Consider the following 15,998-nt stretch of genomic DNA (forward strand, 5'->3'; position numbering starts at 1 on the left):
AGTTTCAATATCATATTTTATTTTTTTAGGGACTGACAATCTTGTGACAGTTGGAACCTTGTATTTGATAGAATAAAATTATGTGGTCAAATCTGATTCTATTACATTCAAATGATCCCATAGATAAACCTTTAGACGAAAAATGCCTAGAGGTTTGGCAAACATGCCAAAGATCCATTGCATTTAGTGACCGTCGTATTTTCTCCATCTCTGAATCCGAAAGATTTTACAAAGGATACGAAGTTTTTCACGGTTATGAAGCCTATCGGTTTCTTCTGGAAGTTGTTTCCGGTCTTCGATCAAAACTTTTTGGAGAGTCGGAAATCCAAGCACAGTTTAGAGATCGCTTTAGAGAAGAAAAAGCAACTGACTCTACATTTGCACTCTCTCTCTTAAGATTACGTGATCAGATTTTAGAACATACCAAACAAATTCGATCCAAATATTTAACAGGGATTGGCAGACAAACTTACGGAAGTGTAGCAGACTCTTATTTGCAAAATCATAAAACAGTTACGCTACTTGGAACTGGTAAATTGGCAAATTCCATCCTTCCCTATCTTGTTTCCAAAGATAAGGAAGTGCACCTGATTGGCCGTAACCAAACAAAACTCGCGGAGTTACAAAAAGAATTTTCGATTACAACTCATCACTGGGAAGATTACAAACCGATGAACGAAGCTATCGTCATTGCATCTAGTTTTCTGCCATTTAACTGGGAATCAATGATTGAAAGTTCTTCTTTAATTTTAGATTTTAGAGAAACGACAATCAGTAACTCTAATTATAAAAATTATATCCCACTTTCAAAAATTCTAAGTGATCTACAAGAAACCGATGAACAAATTCAAACTGTAAAGATGGATTTACAATACTTTCTCACTGAACTCACCAGGGAACGCGAGGAGGAACAAATACACATAATGAATGGATGGGAAGATTTACTTGTCTGATACTATTAAAATCGGAGGAAGGTCATCTCTTCTTTCTCGAATCCAAATCCTTTCTGTAATAACAGCACTCCAACAAAAAAATAAAACAAAAACATTCCAAACCGTGTTTCGTGAATCTGCAGGTGACAAAGATTTAAAAACACCTCTCTGGCAGTTTCCTGGGCAAGGAATTTTTACAAAAGACCTACAAGAAGATTTATTAAATTACAAAATTGATATTGCCATTCATTCCTGGAAAGATATGGATTTAAGGGAACGTAAAGAAACAATCCTTGTCCCAATCCTACCAAGAGAAGATGTGCGAGATGTTTTATTATTCAAAAGAAATAAGTGGATTTCAGCACCAACTGACATCACAATCCTAACGTCTTCCCCCAGAAGAGAACACCATATTAAGGACTTCGTAAAATCTTATTTTCCAACTCCTATCAATTCGTTTCAAGTCAACATTGAATCGGTCAGAGGAAATATCCAAACTAGACTACGAAAATATTTAGATCATGAAAACGGCGGAATCATCGTAGCCAAAGCAGCTTTAGACCGAATTTTAAATTTTGAAGATTTAGAAAATCAAATCCCAGAACTAAATGAAGTAAAACAACTGATTAGAGATACAATCAGCCTTTCTTTGTTTATGGTGATGCCTTCCTCTATTTTCCCGAGTGCCCCAGCACAAGGCGCTCTTTGTGCGGAAATCAGAAAAGGAGATAAACACCTAGAATCTTTACTTAGAGAAATCAGCAATGCAGATGCGGAAACCACAGCCAATGAAGAAAGAAAAATATTATCACAGTATGGCGGTGGCTGCCACCAAAAAATCGGAGTTTCTGTATTAATCAGAGATTACGGAAAGATAACTTTCATTAGCGGAGAAACCGAAGATGGGAAAAAACTTTTTTCCAAAGAATTATCCGAAAGTCCCGATTTAATCTTTAACAAAACTGAAGTCTGGCCTCCCAACGCGAAAATGGCTGCAAGACAAAGAGAACGACTCACGTATAATATCCCCAAAGATGTGGATGTTTTTGTTTCACGAGGGTATGCTTTCCCACTGGATTTATCCGTAAATCCAACAAACCAAATCCTTTGGTCTGCAGGACTTTCTACATGGAAAGATTTAGCACTTAGAGGATTTTGGGTCAACGGCACCTGTGATGGATTAGGTGAAAGTGAACCACCTCTAATTGACCTACTTTTAGGCCGAACACCGAACTTTGTCAAACTCACACATGTTGATTCAGACAAACACAATAGTATATATCCAGTCATTCCAACCTATTTTGTTTCAGCACCAGAAATCCCAGTTCCTTTTGATATTACAAATATCAAAGCAGCATATTGGCGCAGTGGCTCTGAGTTTGATATTGTTACCAAACGATTTCCCGAATTATTAGATGTCATTCATTTTGTAGGACCAGGTTCCACGTTCAAAAAAATCAAACAGACCATCGGTGAAGAAGCATCCAAGGAAAGAGTTTTTGTTTCATTATCTTTTGATTCTTGGGTAGAAAAGTATATAAAACCATGAAAAAACAAACACTACGATTACGTTCCAATGAGTATTTAAGGAATCTTGGAGAAACAGGTTCGCTCAATGTAAAAAAGATGATCCAACCACTTTTTCTCGTAGAAGGGATAAAAGACAAAGAACCCATCAAAGGACTAACTGATGTTTTCCGTGATACAAATAAAACTATTTTAAACCAAATCGAATCTGATTTAAAAATGGGAGTCACACAATTTTTATTATTTATGGTTCCGAAAGATAAATCGGACACAAGTTTTCCTAAAGATTTTTATCATACAAATATCAGTTTTATCAAAAAAACTTTTCCAAACATGTTCTTATGGTTGGATACTTGCATCTGTTCGGTGACAACCACTGGTCATTGTTGTCATTTTCATAAAACAGGTGCCATTGATCTTGAGTTCACTTTACAAAGACTATCAGACCTTGCTCTCATTTATGCAGATGCTGGAGCTGATGGCATTGCACCAAGTGATATGATGGATGGTCGAGTTGGCTCCCATAGAAAAATCCTGGATGCCAATGGCCACTCTATGACACCTATCATGAGTTACTCGACAAAATTTAAAAGTAATTTCTATGGACCATTCCGAGGTGCTGCCGACTCTGCACCACAATTTGGGGATAGAAGTGGATACCAATTGGATGTTCGCGATCGGGACACTGCAATTCAAACCTCCATTCGAGACAAAGAAGAAGGTGCAGACTTACTGATGGTAAAACCAGGAATGACGGCAATTGATCTCATTGGCCCTATCAAAGAAAAAACTGGGCTTCCCACTGGTGCCTACCAAGTGAGTGGCGAGTATGCAAGCCTTGTGTATTTGGCCAAAGAAGGTTTTCTAAACTTTGAAGATGGGTTAAAGGAAACTTGGGATGTCTTTCGAAGGGCTGGTTCTTCTTATTTAATTACTTATGGTGCGAGATTGGCTCAAAGGTTGTATTTATGAATTCAGAAGATTTATTTCTTCGATCTAAAAATGTTGTTCCCGGTGGTGTACATAGCCCTGTTCGTTCTTTTGCTTCTGTGGGAGGAACACCTGTTTTTTTTAGCGAAGCAAATGGCGCCTATTTAAAGTCAGTCGAAGGGAAAAATTACATTGATTATTGTCTTAGTTTCGGTCCCCTCCTATTTGGACATAGGCATCCAGAAATCCAAGAGGTAGTGGAAGAAACGGTAAGAAAAGCCTGGTCTTTTGGAGCCTGCGAACCCTATTCTTTAGAACTGGCCGAGTTCATTGTTAGCCGCATTCCTTGGGTAGAAAAAATTCGTTTTGTTAACTCAGGAACAGAAGCTGTGATGAGTGCCCTACGCGTCGCGAAGGCTGCCACTGGTCGAAACAAAATTTTAAAATTTGACGGATGTTACCATGGCCACCTCGACCAATTACTTGTTAAAGCGGGCTCTGGACTTGCTGGACTTAGTTCCAGTGATAGCAAAGGGATTGGCCCTGAAATCATTCAGAATACCCTTGTACTGCCGTTAGATGATGAAATCGCATTAGAAAATTTATTCAGGGAACAAGGAAAAGAGATCGCATGTCTTGCCATAGAACCTATTCCTGCAAATTACGGCCTCCTTCCCCAAAGAATTGAATTTTTAAAAAAATGTAGAGAACTCTCAACAAAGTATGGCACCTTACTTTTATTTGATGAAGTTATTTCAGGATTTAGAGTATCTTTCCAAGGAATGGCTGGCCTTACAGGAATTGTTCCTGACCTTGTTTGTTACGGAAAAATCATCGGTGGTGGATTTCCAGTCGGAGCCTATGCTGGCAAAAAAGAATATATGGATTTAGTGGCACCAAGTGGACCTGTTTACCAAGCAGGAACCTTATCCGCAAATCCCATTGGAATGCGTGCTGGTCTCAAAACATTAACCAAAGCATGGCATGAAAACCCTTATCCCGAGCTCGAATCTAAAACAAAAAAACTAACCTCAGGTATACTAAAACTTCTTGTGGAATCGGGAGATTCTAATTGGGAAGCAGTTACATTTGGAAGTCTATTTTGGTTGAAAGGAAAAACCAAGGAACCTGTTCGAACCATAACCGATATCCCAAGTGATCATAAAGCAAACTTTGCATCGTTTTTTCACAAACTATTAAACCAAGGCGTATATCTGGCACCCAGCGGATATGAGGTTGGATTTTTATCCACTGCTCATAGTGATGAAATTATAGAAGAAACCATAAATAAAACAAAACAGGCATTAAAGGGGAAATAATGATTACTACTCAGTTCAGAAATGAAAGATTTTCAAATGCCTTAAATTTGATTCCACAAAACATTCCACCAATCTGGTTTATGCGTCAAGCTGGCAGATACCATTCTCATTATCGTAAACTCAAAGAAACATATAGTTTTATGGAACTTTGTAAACAACCGGAACTTGCAGCAGAAGTGGCACTAGGACCAGTCAAAGAATTTGGGTTTGATGTGAGTATTTTATTCTCTGACTTACTGTTTCCTTTGGAAGCATTGGGTATGGGTTTGACTTACGATCCAGGCCCTAAACTTTCATTTTCACTTACCTCAGAAAAAGATCTTCTAAAATTAAAATCTAGTGATGAAGCCATCGAAGGACTTAAATTCCAAAGGGATGCAGTGGTTCGAACCCGCGAAGTTTTACCAAAAGATGTTTCACTCATTGGATTTGTAGGTGGACCTTTTACCTTAATGACCTATGCAAGTATTGGTAAACATGACGGAAACTTATCCTTTATCAAAACCAACCAAAACTTTGTGGATCAATTCTATTCCATTCTTGTTCCTCTATTGAAACAAAATATAGAATTACAATTACAAGGTGGAGCCGAGGTGGTTATGATTTTTGATACGGCTGCGGGAATGTTAGATCCTTATAACTTCCTTCGATATGTGGCGGAACCAATGAATGAACTGGCTAAACTTTTTCCAAATCAAATTGGTTATTATGCCAAAACTTCTACGGAAGCACAAATAACACAAATTCATCAGATTCCAAATCTTGCTGGCTTTGGAGTGGATCATAGATTTTCCATTCAAGAAACACTAAAGAACTTCGGAGGAAAAGGATTCATCCAAGGAAATTTTGATCAAGAACTCCTATTTGCTGAAGAAGGAAAACTTAAAGAAAAAATTAGGGAATACTTACTACCAATTAAAGATCTAAATCCAGAAGAAAGAAAGGGATGGGTGGCAGGTCTTGGGCATGGAGTTTTACAATTCACACCAGAAAGTTCGGTTCACCTTCTTATCGATGAAACAAGAAAGGTGTTTAGCGAATGAAACACCTACTCGAAAAATACGATATACCTGCACCAAGGTATACAAGTTATCCAACTGTTCCCTATTGGACAAACTCACCCACGTTAGATGAATGTATCCAATCATTAGAAACTTATCTTTCTCCCAAAGAATCAAAATTAGCAATTTACATTCATATTCCTTTTTGTGAGACACTTTGTACGTTTTGCGGCTGTAACACATCTATCACAAAAAACCATACAGTGGAAGAACCTTATATTACAGCTTTAAAAAACGAACTTCAATTATACGCGGGAAAAGTATCAAGTTTAAGTGGAAAACATTTAAGCGAACTTCACTTAGGTGGAGGAAGTCCAACCTATTTATCTGATTACAATTTACAATCAACCATTGAATTCATATTAAACAAATTAAATCCAACAGAAGATCCCCAATATTCCATCGAAGTGGATCCAAGAAGAACCCGAGTATCCCAACTCAAACTTTTGCAGAAACTAGGTTTTAGAAGGATTAGCCTGGGTGTTCAAGATTTTGATCCAGAAGTCCAAAGATTAGTCAACAGAATACAACCATTCGAACTCACTGAGAATACCACTCTAGAAGCAAGAGCACTCGGATTTGATTCCATCAATTTTGATCTTATCTATGGACTACCAAAACAAACATTGGATTCAATGAAATATTCTATTGAAAAAACTCTAGCCCTTCGTCCAGACCGAATCGCATTTTATTCCTATGCTCACGTTCCCTGGATCAAAGCTTCCCATAGATTATTTACTGAAAAAGATCTCCCCGAAGCATCCATAAAACGAGAATTATATGAAATTGGACGATCCTTACTTGAAAGTGCAGGTTATAGAGAAATAGGAATGGATCATTTTGCCCTCCCTCATGATAAACTTTGGAAAGCATTTGATACAAACAAACTCCATCGAAATTTTATGGGTTATAGTGAATCCAAAACGGATGTGATGTTAGGACTTGGCTCTTCTTCTATTTCCGAAACTCCTGATCTATTTTTTCAAAACCAAAAACTAGAAATGAAATACCGTAAATCCATTCTAGACGGAACCGTTCCCATCCTTCGAGGACATAAACTAAACCCTTCTGACCAATTACGAAAACATTTGATTTTAGATCTCATGACATCTTGGAAGGTAAATGTTCCGAACGAAATGAAATCTCATGTAACCGATTTTTTACAAGAAATGGAATCTGATAAATTGATCCACTGGGAGGACAATATACTCAGCGTAACAGAAAAAGGAAAACCTTTCTTACGAATCATAGCGATGGCCTTCGACGAAAAATTACAACTAAGCCAACCAACAAAACCTGTTTTTTCCAAAGCAATATGAGTGAAGAAATTCATATCGTTGGTGGAGGAATCACAGGACTATTCCTTGCCTACCATCACGCCAAACGAGGTGACTCAGTTACTTTATATGAACACGCAGAAAAATTAGGAGGTGTAATTGGAACAAAAGATACAAACGAAGGACTTGTAGAACAAGCAGCCAATGGTGTTTTACTGACAGATGAAATAAAATCCATGTTAGAAGACATTGGACTCACACCACTTTTTCCAAACAAAGCGGCCAAAAGAAGATACTTTTGGGCAAACGGAAAAACATCTCTACTGCCAATTTCAATACTAACAGGCGTAAAACTATTATTTACCATTTTATTTAAAAAAATCAAATTTAATGAAAGTCAAAATTTAGAAATCTGGGCAAACCAAATGTTTGGAACATCCGTAACAAAAAACATCATTGAACCAGCAATTGGTGGAGTATATGGAACGAGGCTAGAGGCATTGCAAGCAGAATCAATTTTTTCTAAATGGGACGGCTCCGGGACAAAAACTATTTTGGAAGAAATGAAAAAAAGCGGTAAAAAATCCTACGGAACCGTTTCTTTCCCTGGGGGAATGGGAGATTTAGTAAGTCACTTAGTTACTTATTTAGAGTCAAAAATTCAAATCAAAACCAACTTCCGATTTGAATCATTGGATGAAATTTTAAAACTAAAAGGCAAAATTAGATTTTGTATTTCACTAAAAAATCTAATTCCACTACTCGGGAACAAAATCCAAACTTATGAAGTTCCAAATCTACTTTCCATTACAACAATCACTAGGTTTGGAAAAGACCACCTAACAAAGAAACCTTGTTTCGGAATCCTTTTTACAAAAAATGAAGGGATTCGTGCACTAGGAGTTTTATTAAATTCGGACATATTCCCTGGACGGGTGAAAGAAGATCTTCATTCGGAAACATGGATTTATCCAGAATCTGCCAAAGAAAATAATGGAGAAACTTGGGAATCCATTCTTGAAAAAGATAGGAAATTGGTTAGTAAAAAATCAGATCTACCCGAAACTATTTACGTTACCTCCTGGAGTGGAGTGTTCCCAGCCTATGATCGAAAACTATTTGTCTTCAATCAAAAATTAGATGTTTTAGAATCGGAATGGATCTCTCGCGGAATCGATATCCGTTTTTATGGAAATTATAGAAAGGGAATTGGACTTAGGTCTTTATTTGAATCGACAAGTAGAAAGTGATTCCCCACCCATTTCCTTACATAGACAATGATGAACCTCCGCATCAGCGTTCATTACTTTTTCAGAAAGAAAATCCATAAACGGAAGGTAAGTTCCAAAGGCCGGAATTCGTGTAAACGTTTTGGCTCCTGACTCCATTGCGAGATCTTTGAATTGTTCGCCGATCTCTTCCAAAGTTTCCAAATGATCACTCACAAAACTAATGGGATATACCGCTATCGATTTTCCTGCTTTTGCCAGAGATTCAATCATATTTAAAGAACTTGGCTCAGTCCACTTGGCTGGCCCCACCTTACTTTGGTAAGAGATATGTATGTTTCCACGATAACCTAATTTACGTAAATCACTCGTGATCCCGGCAACAGAAGATTCAATTTCTTTCATATACTGATCACCTTTATGAATCAATCGCATGGGAACACCGTGTGCTGAAAAAACCAAATCTAAATTTTTCCAATCAGTGTTTGGTTTCTCTTTAGGAAAATGCAAAAAGTCTCTTGGATTTAAATCACCAGTAAAGAATTCGTATATAAATTTAGCAGAGATTTGATGGAACTTTGGATCTGATGCAAAAGTAGGAATGTATCCGCCACTTCCTACAGGACATTCTTTAAACTTTTTTTCCAAATGATGGAGAGTAGACAGGACTGTGGAACGAGAATATTGAGGATATAACGGTAGATAGATGGTATTTGGATTTGGTTTTCCGAATTCGGGATCCCGGATATGTGGATATCCGCAAGTCATCGCTATTTTTACGGACCAATCGATATTTGTTTTTTGGTTCAATATACTTTCAAGAGTTCTCGCTTGTTTTTCGGTTTCAGATACCAGAGGGGATCCGCCACCAAAACCCATTGATTCGTAAGTTTTCCGAACCTTAGGAGTTCTTCTTTTAGCAATGAAACGAGCCAGAGGCAATCGCAAAAATTCAGGTAGGGGCAAATCAAAAACAAATGGATCTGTAAATAGATCCGTCAAAAAAACTTCAATTTCATCTGTGGTTCTTGGGCCACCTAAGTTCACAAGAATGAGAGTTTTTTGGGGTTTAAGATTCATAGGTGATGTAGTCACAATGCGGGTAACGCGAGCAGAAATAAATGGTTTTTCCTTTTTTCCCTAGTTTCGTTTTTACGACTCCTTCGTTACAGACGGGACAAGTTTTTGTATTCGTCTGCTCTTTGGGGATGGAAATTCTAGTTGTAGAGGCTTTTATCTTCGCGGAACGATTTGGATTTGGGTTTGGTTTTGCATAAGAACCAGGAAGAGTTTCTTCTTTATTTTTTGGATATTTTATTTCCGTACTCCTATATTTTTTTCTCGGTGTACGCAACAAAGCAAACAAACTATCATAAAAATTTTGAATGAGACTGATACGTGATGATTTATCTTCTGTAATTTGGTCTAATTTGTGTTCCAAGTCTTTGGTGAATGATTCTCCAATCATCTCTTGAAAGTTAAGGAAAAGATATTCATCTACTTTCATCCCAAGAGCTGTCGGTCCAATGGACTTATGATATTCTACGATGTATTTCCGAGTTCTTAAAGTTTCGATGATACTTCCATAAGTGGATGGTCGACCTACGCCTGTATCTTCCATCTTTTGAACTAACTTACCTTGCGTATATCTTACAGGTGGTTCTGTTTGTTTTTCTTCGATTGTGTTTGATTCGTATAAGAACTGGTCACCCAACTTCCAGTTTACTTTTTCTGAGTTTTTTCTCTTCTCTCTTTTTCCAAAAGCCTTAAATCCAGAATCTGTGATGAATTCGTTTTTATAGATAAAAACATGATTGTTTTTATGAAATTCATAAACAGTCTCTTCACCTAACTCTGGCTTCATTAGAGAAGTCAAAAACCTTTCCCAAATTAAAGCATACAAACTTCTTTCTTCATTTGACAAATAGGATCCAATGGTTTCTGGACTATACTCTGGAAAAATTGGAATCACAGCTTCGTGAGCGTCTTGCGAGTATTTTTTTTGTTTTTTAGGAGTGATAGATCCATCCAAAACCAAACCAGGAAAATGTTTATTTAAATATTCTTTCCCTAACTCACGTTTCGAATCGGAAACTCTCGTACTATCTGTACGCATATAAGTAATAAGACCAACCCTTTCTCCTGAACCAATCCGTTTCCCCTCAAAAAGTGTTTGCGCCAATTTCATCGTTTTTTTGGAATCAAAACCTAAAACACGAAAACTAGATTCGAGTAAACTTGCAGTCGAAAATGCCGGTGCTGGATTTCGTTTGATATTTTTCTTTTTGATCCCGGACAATAAAATTTCTTTTAAATGATTTGGTTCCGGTAAGACTTCTATATCCTTAAGAATTTTTTGAATTGCATTGGAATCTAATTTATCTTTTGATTGATAGTCTAATTCCACAGATTTGCCAGAAACTGATCCCTGTAATTTTAATTGGTAGTAAATTTCCTTAGAGAAATTTTGAATTTCTTTTTCCCTTTCACAGATCCAATGTAAGACGGTTGATTGAACACGTCCCGCTGATAAGGAAGAGATTTTTAATTGTTTCCATAAATCAGGTGAAACTTCAAATCCAAAAATTCGATCTACAATTCTTCTCGCAATTTGTGATTCAATTTCAGCAAAATCCAAACCAGACTTTAATTTAATTTGTCTGTTTACTTCTGTTTTAGATATTTCTTTTAAACGAAGCCTAAAGATTGGTTTTTTTAATTTTACCAATTCGTCAAAACAATGTTTGGCGATAATTTCCCCTTCTCTGTCTGGGTCACTGGCAATATAGATAATGGAAGCTAACTTAGCTTTGGTTTTGATGGCGGAAAAAACAGTTTTTTTACCTTTTAACCATTCATATTCCGGTTCAAATTGATTCTTAAAATCGATTCCATAAGATTTGGCGGGAAGGTCTTTGATATGACCTTTGGTAGCAACAACAATCCAGTCCTTATCTAAATAAGACGAGATTGTTGTTGCTTTTGTCGGTGATTCGACTATTAAAAGTTTGGTGATTGTGAATCCCTATTAAACGAAAAGACCTTCAACAGATAAGTATCTTTCTCCTGTATCATAACAGAAAGTAAGAACCTTAGAACCTGCTGGGATTTCTTTTAGTTTTTTAGATACTGCGGCAAGGCTAGCACCAGAAGAAGTTCCAATAAAAATTCCTTCTTTTTTGGCAGCAAGAACAGCCATAGTAAATGCTTCGTCTTTACCAACGGTAATGATACCATCAAGTAATTCTGTTTTACAATTTTTAGGAATGAATCCAGCACCAATTCCTTGGAGAGGGTGTGGGCCAGGTTTACCACCGCTAAGAACTGGAGAACCTTCTGGTTCCACAGCAAATACTTTTAGCTTTGGAAATCGTTTTTTTAAGTTTTCAGCACATCCAGTGATATGACCACCCGTACCAACTCCTGTAATGATATAGTCGAGACCTTCTGGAAAATCTTTTGCGATTTCTTCCGCTGTTTTTTCTCTATGAACTTGTATGTTGGCTTCGTTTTCAAACTGTTGTGGCATCCAAGCATTTGGATTGGCAGCAACAATTTCTTGTGCTTTTGCAATCGCACCTGGCATCCCTTTTTCTCGTGGTGTAAGTTCAAACTTAGCACCGTAAGCGGCCATAATTCTCCGTCTTTCCACAGACATATGTTCCGGCATGACAAGAGTGATGGAGTATCCTTTAACAGCTGCTACCATAGCAAGGCCAATACCAGTGTTTCCTGAAGTAGGTTCTACAATGAAAGAATCCTTTTTTAATTTTCCTGATTTTTCTGCTTCTTCGATCATCGCAAGAGCAATTCGATCTTTAATGGATCCACCTGGATTTTGTCTTTCGAGTTTCATATAAACTTCATGGTCGTTACCAAAAAGTCGTGACAATCTTACGTGAGGTGTATTTCCGATGGCTTCTAGAATGCTATTTATTTTCATAATTTCTCCGCTCTGTCACATTTTAAGAGAAAAAGCGGATTTGTCCACAATGAAAAATAGAAAACTTAAGGAGTATGAAAGGAAACTAAAAACTCGTAATCAGACTTCATTTGTTTTAAAACCTTCGGATCATTTTCGGACTCAATCACCTTTTCTAAGTAAGGTGCCGAGGTGCGAAAGTCCAATCTCCGAAGAGCATCCGATGCTTTGGCCCGAACTTGTGGGTCTTTATCTGAGAGTGATTCTAAAACAGCTTTATAATTCTGATTGGGCAATCGTTCCAGTCCAACAACAGCAGATAAAATAGAAATTTTCGTGTAAGGAACAGTCTCCTTACCCAAGGCATCATTCAAGTTCGAAAGTGACTCTCGTTTTCCAGAAAAATAGAGAGCATCGGCCGCCGCACTCCGCAGATAAAAATTGGGACTTGTCAAAGCCTGTTTGATTGTGGATTCCGACTCTGAACTCAAAGGTAAGGAACCTAAAGCCCGTAAGATTTCCCCACATGCCAAGGTAATCGGAATTTCGCCGTCTTCATAAAAATACGGACTGGAAAGAGAATTACTATCCGCAACTCCGTCCTTCCACGTTCTTTTTTTGGGAGGATTGTGTTCTGGAATGTTGGCTGATTCCTTTTGGTAGGTTTTGATTAAATAAGGAACTGCTAACTTCTCACCCTTCCTACCGAGAGCCTGCGCTGCATAAAACTTAACAGCAGGAGCATTTCCTGGACTTGTCGGAAAGTTGGAAGATCCTTCCATAGCAGAAATAATATCCCGAATGCCCCTATTTGATTTAACAAAAGTAAGTTGGTCTATAGCATCACGGATTTCAAATATATCAGAAGAAGAAAGTCTGGTTCGTTGGATTTCAAAAAAACGTTCCTCCGATTCAGCAAAAATAAATGCCGGCAAAACGAGGACATACAAAAACAAAATGGACTTTCGAATCATTCTAAACTACCCCCCATTTGGGACGGATATTCTAGCCGATTTCTACTAATTTTCTTTTAATTTTTCTGCGACTTCTTTTAATTTTTCGGAAAGATCGCCAAGTGTGGCCTTATTTTCTTCCAAAATGGATTGGCTGAATTTTTCCAAATCTCTTTGGATTTGTTCCTTTTTTTCACTGGCCCGAGAGGCCATTTTGCGTAATAAATCTTCTCGGTAATGGCTAAAATCTGCTTCTTTGAGTTCGCCTAGTTCTACCATAGAATTTACAATTTTTTCTAGCCGTTCTGAGGTGAGGTAGTTGGCTCCAATACCCCCGAGAATCAATCGTTCAAAAAGTCCGGAAACATCCCGACCAGTTTCACGGATGAGAGAGGTTAACATAAAGTTTGAAAAATCTTCGTTCCTTTGTCCAAGACTCACCTTTAGAAAAGTTTGGCCCAAAATTTTAGGAGTGATGTCTTCTCCTGTCATATTGTCTTGGACTTTGATTTCTTCTCCCCCAATGATCATCTTAGCCACATCTTCTAATGTGATTGTGGAACTAGTTTCTGGATCATAAAGTCTACGGTTTGCATATCGTTTAAGGAGCTTCATCGGAGATGCTTTTTAAAATGACTTTCAAGCCTGGGGGGTCAACTAAAATACAATCGTAATGGACTCTCTATTCGGTGCTGTTTTGACACAACTTCCGGAGCTTGAAAAAAACCTCCTCGTCTCATGGTTAGAAGTCCAAGGATTCGTCATAAAAGAATGTACACAGAAAACTTGGAAAGACCATTCAGATTCCCTTCGTCTTTTTTCCAAACCAACACCAGAAATTGCAAAAGAGTTATTGGACTGGAGCATTGAACCAATATTATGCGGCAATTTTACAACGGCAGAAAAAGAAAAATATAAAGATATGGGTGTTTCCTTATTATGGGAGAAACTATATACAGAAATCCATACTTTCCCTTCTAAAACCTTACCTTTGTCAAAATTGACTTGGGTTGTTTACACAAAAGACCAAAACCTAGACAAACATCTGTCAGTATTTTTAAAGGCAATGGGACAAACTGTATTTACCGAAGGTAATTTGGAATTTCTAATCAAAAGAATCCAAACTGGGCCTTGCCATTTTCTCATTTTGGATTGGGATGTCATTGATCCAAGAATCACCGTTCCTGGACTTACAAAACTAAAAAGTGAAAAACAGTTTTTATCTCTTGGAATCAAAGATTTTATGAAAGAACATCTTTACCGGGATTTAAAAACAGGGATTGGAACCATATCTGAAGTTTTAGTATCTAAATCAGATTTTTGGCAAGTGTTACTCCAAAGTTTTCCACTCACAGAAGAATCAAAAAATGAGTATGGATGGAAAGAAACACAGAAACCTATTTCGAAACTTCAGTTTACATTTCAGGAAAAACATATCCCGATAGGAATGGCACTTGTCGAGTCAACGGATATAAAGATGATACAAACCCATCCGCAAATCCAAAACATTCTAGATTTATTTCGTTGGTTTACTTAAAGTCAGTTCATTCAAAAAGTAACATATCATCACTGGAAAGTTCTCCCGCACCTCGGTTCGGGAAAGCTTGTTCAAAAAAGAGAGCTGCAAGTAAATCGAAGTCTTCGTCTTCTTCGCGATTTTCCAATTCCCAATGTTCATTTCTACGTTTAATGAGGAGTGATACAGTGGCATCTTCCAAAGCAAATTCGATTTTCAGTCGATTTAAGGTGCGAATGAAAAAGTTTAAATTATAAATTACATAATCTCTAAAGTAAGTAAGTCCTGCTATGGTTGGTTCGTATTTCAAAAGTGCTTCTGTTAAATAACAGGCAGTTTTTAAATCTTCCGTTGCCCCTGTTTCTTTATAGGCTTTAAAAATATGATGAATCGTTTCATGCATAGACATTGTAGAATGGTAGGAGTCTTCGATGAGTCTTATGGCTTCTGGATGAGATTCCATATAAGCAAATACATCTACGATTTCACGACTGGCCGCAGCTCGTTTTCTCTCGGCATCACTCGGATCGTCAGTGATTTTAGGATCAACAAGAAGGATAAAAAGATATTTAGTTTCAAAAGCAAATCTAGATTCTTTGGGAATATAGTATTCGATCCAAATGGGTTCTTTGTAGTAGTCGAGTGATTCTTGGAAACTGAGTTCCGGTGTGACTTTGAGAGATTTGAGTTTTTTAACGTCATCAGTGATGACTTTCTTTCCTTCAACCCGAGTTTTACTGCGTTTGATTTGTCGGAGTTCCGACTTGTTCAAAAGCGGTTTGGGTTTGAAGGAAGAATCCATATTATATCATCGACAGTTTAGAAAAACCGCAAAAGAAAAGTACGGAGCCAAAATCCAATGGGACTAAGGATTCCTGTATCTGAAAAAACAACCTTTCCTTCTTCATTTAAAAAAACAGTCGTGGGATAGGCCGAAATTCTCCATTCCTTTAACATTCGGTAGTTCGCAGCATAGATCGGATGTTTGGCTTCCGGAGTGAGTTTTGTCATAACCTCTTTGGTTTCTTCGGAATCTTCTGCTTCTAGGACGGAAAGGAAAATGGTGGATTTTGGTAAAAAACTTAAATTGGCATCGAGTATGGGTGCGTAGGCCTTACAGATCGTACACCAAGTGGCCCAAAAATAAACCACCTTGGGATGTCCCTTCCAGGAATTGGCTTCCGTGGGTGTGGTTGCCAGTACTTCAATGGGAACCCCTGGTCTTGTGTCCCTACCCTTAAAGTAAGCAAAACAAAGGGTGGTCGAAAAAAAGAAAACAAAGGCGGAGACCACCTTCCATCCATAGGGTAATTGCTTCCAAATTTTCATAGT

At 37.6% G+C, this 15,998-nt stretch carries 15 protein-coding genes; 8 read left to right on the plus strand and 7 right to left on the minus strand.

All coding sequences use genetic code 11. The features are described from left to right. Positions 1–80 precede the first annotated feature (80 nt). The 7 genes from EHQ24_RS06185 to EHQ24_RS06215 are packed head-to-tail and all read left to right on the plus strand — an operon-like array spanning position 81 to position 8,296. On the plus strand, positions 81–953 hold the full coding sequence (locus EHQ24_RS06185; protein WP_135600805.1) for an NAD(P)-binding domain-containing protein: 873 nt from the start codon (positions 81–83) through the stop codon (positions 951–953). After that, on the plus strand, positions 946–2,481 hold the full coding sequence (gene hemC / locus EHQ24_RS06190; RefSeq protein ID WP_135600806.1) for a hydroxymethylbilane synthase: 1,536 nt from the start codon (positions 946–948) through the stop codon (positions 2,479–2,481). The genes EHQ24_RS06185 and hemC overlap by 8 nt, the downstream gene beginning before the upstream one ends. Next, positions 2,478–3,431 (plus strand): porphobilinogen synthase, encoded by a 954-nt coding sequence (gene hemB, locus EHQ24_RS06195; protein ID WP_135600807.1) that lies wholly within the window; start codon positions 2,478–2,480, stop codon positions 3,429–3,431. The genes hemC and hemB overlap by 4 nt, the downstream gene beginning before the upstream one ends. Continuing rightward, entirely contained in the window at positions 3,428–4,708 is a 1,281-nt protein-coding gene (hemL, locus tag EHQ24_RS06200; RefSeq protein WP_135600808.1) for a glutamate-1-semialdehyde 2,1-aminomutase, read from the plus strand. Before hemB ends, hemL begins: the two co-directional genes overlap by 4 nt. Then, entirely contained in the window at positions 4,708–5,751 is a 1,044-nt protein-coding gene (locus EHQ24_RS06205) for a uroporphyrinogen decarboxylase family protein (RefSeq protein ID WP_135600809.1), read from the plus strand. Before hemL ends, EHQ24_RS06205 begins: the two co-directional genes overlap by 1 nt. Further along, positions 5,748–7,088, plus strand: coding sequence for an oxygen-independent coproporphyrinogen III oxidase (gene hemN / locus EHQ24_RS06210; protein ID WP_135600810.1), 1,341 nt, complete (start codon positions 5,748–5,750; stop codon positions 7,086–7,088). Before EHQ24_RS06205 ends, hemN begins: the two co-directional genes overlap by 4 nt. Beyond that, the gene (locus tag EHQ24_RS06215) at positions 7,085–8,296 is read left to right on the plus strand and encodes a protoporphyrinogen/coproporphyrinogen oxidase (RefSeq protein ID WP_135600811.1); all 1,212 of its coding nucleotides are present in this window, start codon (positions 7,085–7,087) and stop codon (positions 8,294–8,296) included. Before hemN ends, EHQ24_RS06215 begins: the two co-directional genes overlap by 4 nt. On the opposite strand, the gene hemH is transcribed toward EHQ24_RS06215, so the two are convergent. The 5 genes from hemH to EHQ24_RS06240 form a co-directional block, all read right to left on the minus strand. Beyond that, entirely contained in the window at positions 8,270–9,355 is a 1,086-nt protein-coding gene (gene hemH, locus EHQ24_RS06220) for a ferrochelatase (protein WP_135600812.1), read from the minus strand. The genes EHQ24_RS06215 and hemH overlap by 27 nt on opposite strands. Continuing rightward, on the minus strand, positions 9,345–11,246 hold the full coding sequence (locus tag EHQ24_RS06225; protein ID WP_244310318.1) for a type IA DNA topoisomerase: 1,902 nt from the start codon (positions 11,244–11,246) through the stop codon (positions 9,345–9,347). Before EHQ24_RS06225 ends, hemH begins: the two co-directional genes overlap by 11 nt. Before the next feature lie 57 nt (positions 11,247–11,303). Then, positions 11,304–12,218: a cysteine synthase A gene (cysK, locus tag EHQ24_RS06230; protein WP_135600814.1), complete on the minus strand. Its 915-nt coding sequence runs from the start codon at positions 12,216–12,218 to the stop codon at positions 11,304–11,306. A 65-nt stretch (positions 12,219–12,283) separates the two neighbouring features. Continuing rightward, positions 12,284–13,171 (minus strand): HEAT repeat domain-containing protein, encoded by an 888-nt coding sequence (locus EHQ24_RS06235; protein WP_135600815.1) that lies wholly within the window; start codon positions 13,169–13,171, stop codon positions 12,284–12,286. A 45-nt stretch (positions 13,172–13,216) separates the two neighbouring features. Further along, a complete protein-coding gene (locus tag EHQ24_RS06240) occupies positions 13,217–13,765 on the minus strand; it encodes a polyhydroxyalkanoate synthesis regulator DNA-binding domain-containing protein (RefSeq protein ID WP_100720313.1) in 549 nt (182 codons plus the stop codon). A 58-nt stretch (positions 13,766–13,823) separates the two neighbouring features. On the opposite strand from EHQ24_RS06240, the gene EHQ24_RS06245 reads away from it, so the two are divergent. After that, the gene (locus tag EHQ24_RS06245; protein ID WP_135600816.1) at positions 13,824–14,687 is read left to right on the plus strand and encodes a hypothetical protein; all 864 of its coding nucleotides are present in this window, start codon (positions 13,824–13,826) and stop codon (positions 14,685–14,687) included. Positions 14,688–14,694: 7 nt separating this feature from the next. Here EHQ24_RS06245 and EHQ24_RS06250 read toward each other — a convergent pair whose 3' ends face one another. Continuing rightward, positions 14,695–15,468 (minus strand): hypothetical protein, encoded by a 774-nt coding sequence (locus EHQ24_RS06250; protein ID WP_135600817.1) that lies wholly within the window; start codon positions 15,466–15,468, stop codon positions 14,695–14,697. A gap of 17 nt (positions 15,469–15,485) precedes the next feature. After that, positions 15,486–15,995, minus strand: coding sequence for a TlpA family protein disulfide reductase (locus EHQ24_RS06255; RefSeq protein WP_135600818.1), 510 nt, complete (start codon positions 15,993–15,995; stop codon positions 15,486–15,488). Between the last annotated feature and the right edge of the window lie 3 nt (positions 15,996–15,998).

This window comes from Leptospira noumeaensis (assembly GCF_004770765.1).
Lineage (GTDB): Bacteria > Spirochaetota > Leptospiria > Leptospirales > Leptospiraceae > Leptospira_A > Leptospira_A noumeaensis.

Bases quoted from the DNA above. Each gene is read 5' to 3' on its own strand.
- EHQ24_RS06185 (WP_135600805.1), top strand. From the start codon at position 81: ATGTGGTCAAATCTGATTCTATTACATTCAAATGATCCCATAGATAAA.
- hemB (WP_135600807.1), top strand. From the start codon at position 2,478: ATGAAAAAACAAACACTACGATTACGTTCCAATGAGTATTTAAGGAAT.
- hemL (WP_135600808.1), top strand. From the start codon at position 3,428: ATGAATTCAGAAGATTTATTTCTTCGATCTAAAAATGTTGTTCCCGGT.
- EHQ24_RS06205 (WP_135600809.1), top strand. From the start codon at position 4,708: ATGATTACTACTCAGTTCAGAAATGAAAGATTTTCAAATGCCTTAAAT.
- hemN (WP_135600810.1), top strand. From the start codon at position 5,748: ATGAAACACCTACTCGAAAAATACGATATACCTGCACCAAGGTATACA.
- EHQ24_RS06215 (WP_135600811.1), top strand. From the start codon at position 7,085: ATGAGTGAAGAAATTCATATCGTTGGTGGAGGAATCACAGGACTATTC.
- hemH (WP_135600812.1), bottom strand. From the start codon at position 9,355: ATGAATCTTAAACCCCAAAAAACTCTCATTCTTGTGAACTTAGGTGGC.
- cysK (WP_135600814.1), bottom strand. From the start codon at position 12,218: ATGAAAATAAATAGCATTCTAGAAGCCATCGGAAATACACCTCACGTA.
- EHQ24_RS06235 (WP_135600815.1), bottom strand. From the start codon at position 13,171: ATGATTCGAAAGTCCATTTTGTTTTTGTATGTCCTCGTTTTGCCGGCA.
- EHQ24_RS06240 (WP_100720313.1), bottom strand. From the start codon at position 13,765: ATGAAGCTCCTTAAACGATATGCAAACCGTAGACTTTATGATCCAGAA.
- EHQ24_RS06245 (WP_135600816.1), top strand. From the start codon at position 13,824: ATGGACTCTCTATTCGGTGCTGTTTTGACACAACTTCCGGAGCTTGAA.
- EHQ24_RS06250 (WP_135600817.1), bottom strand. From the start codon at position 15,468: ATGGATTCTTCCTTCAAACCCAAACCGCTTTTGAACAAGTCGGAACTC.
- EHQ24_RS06255 (WP_135600818.1), bottom strand. From the start codon at position 15,995: ATGAAAATTTGGAAGCAATTACCCTATGGATGGAAGGTGGTCTCCGCC.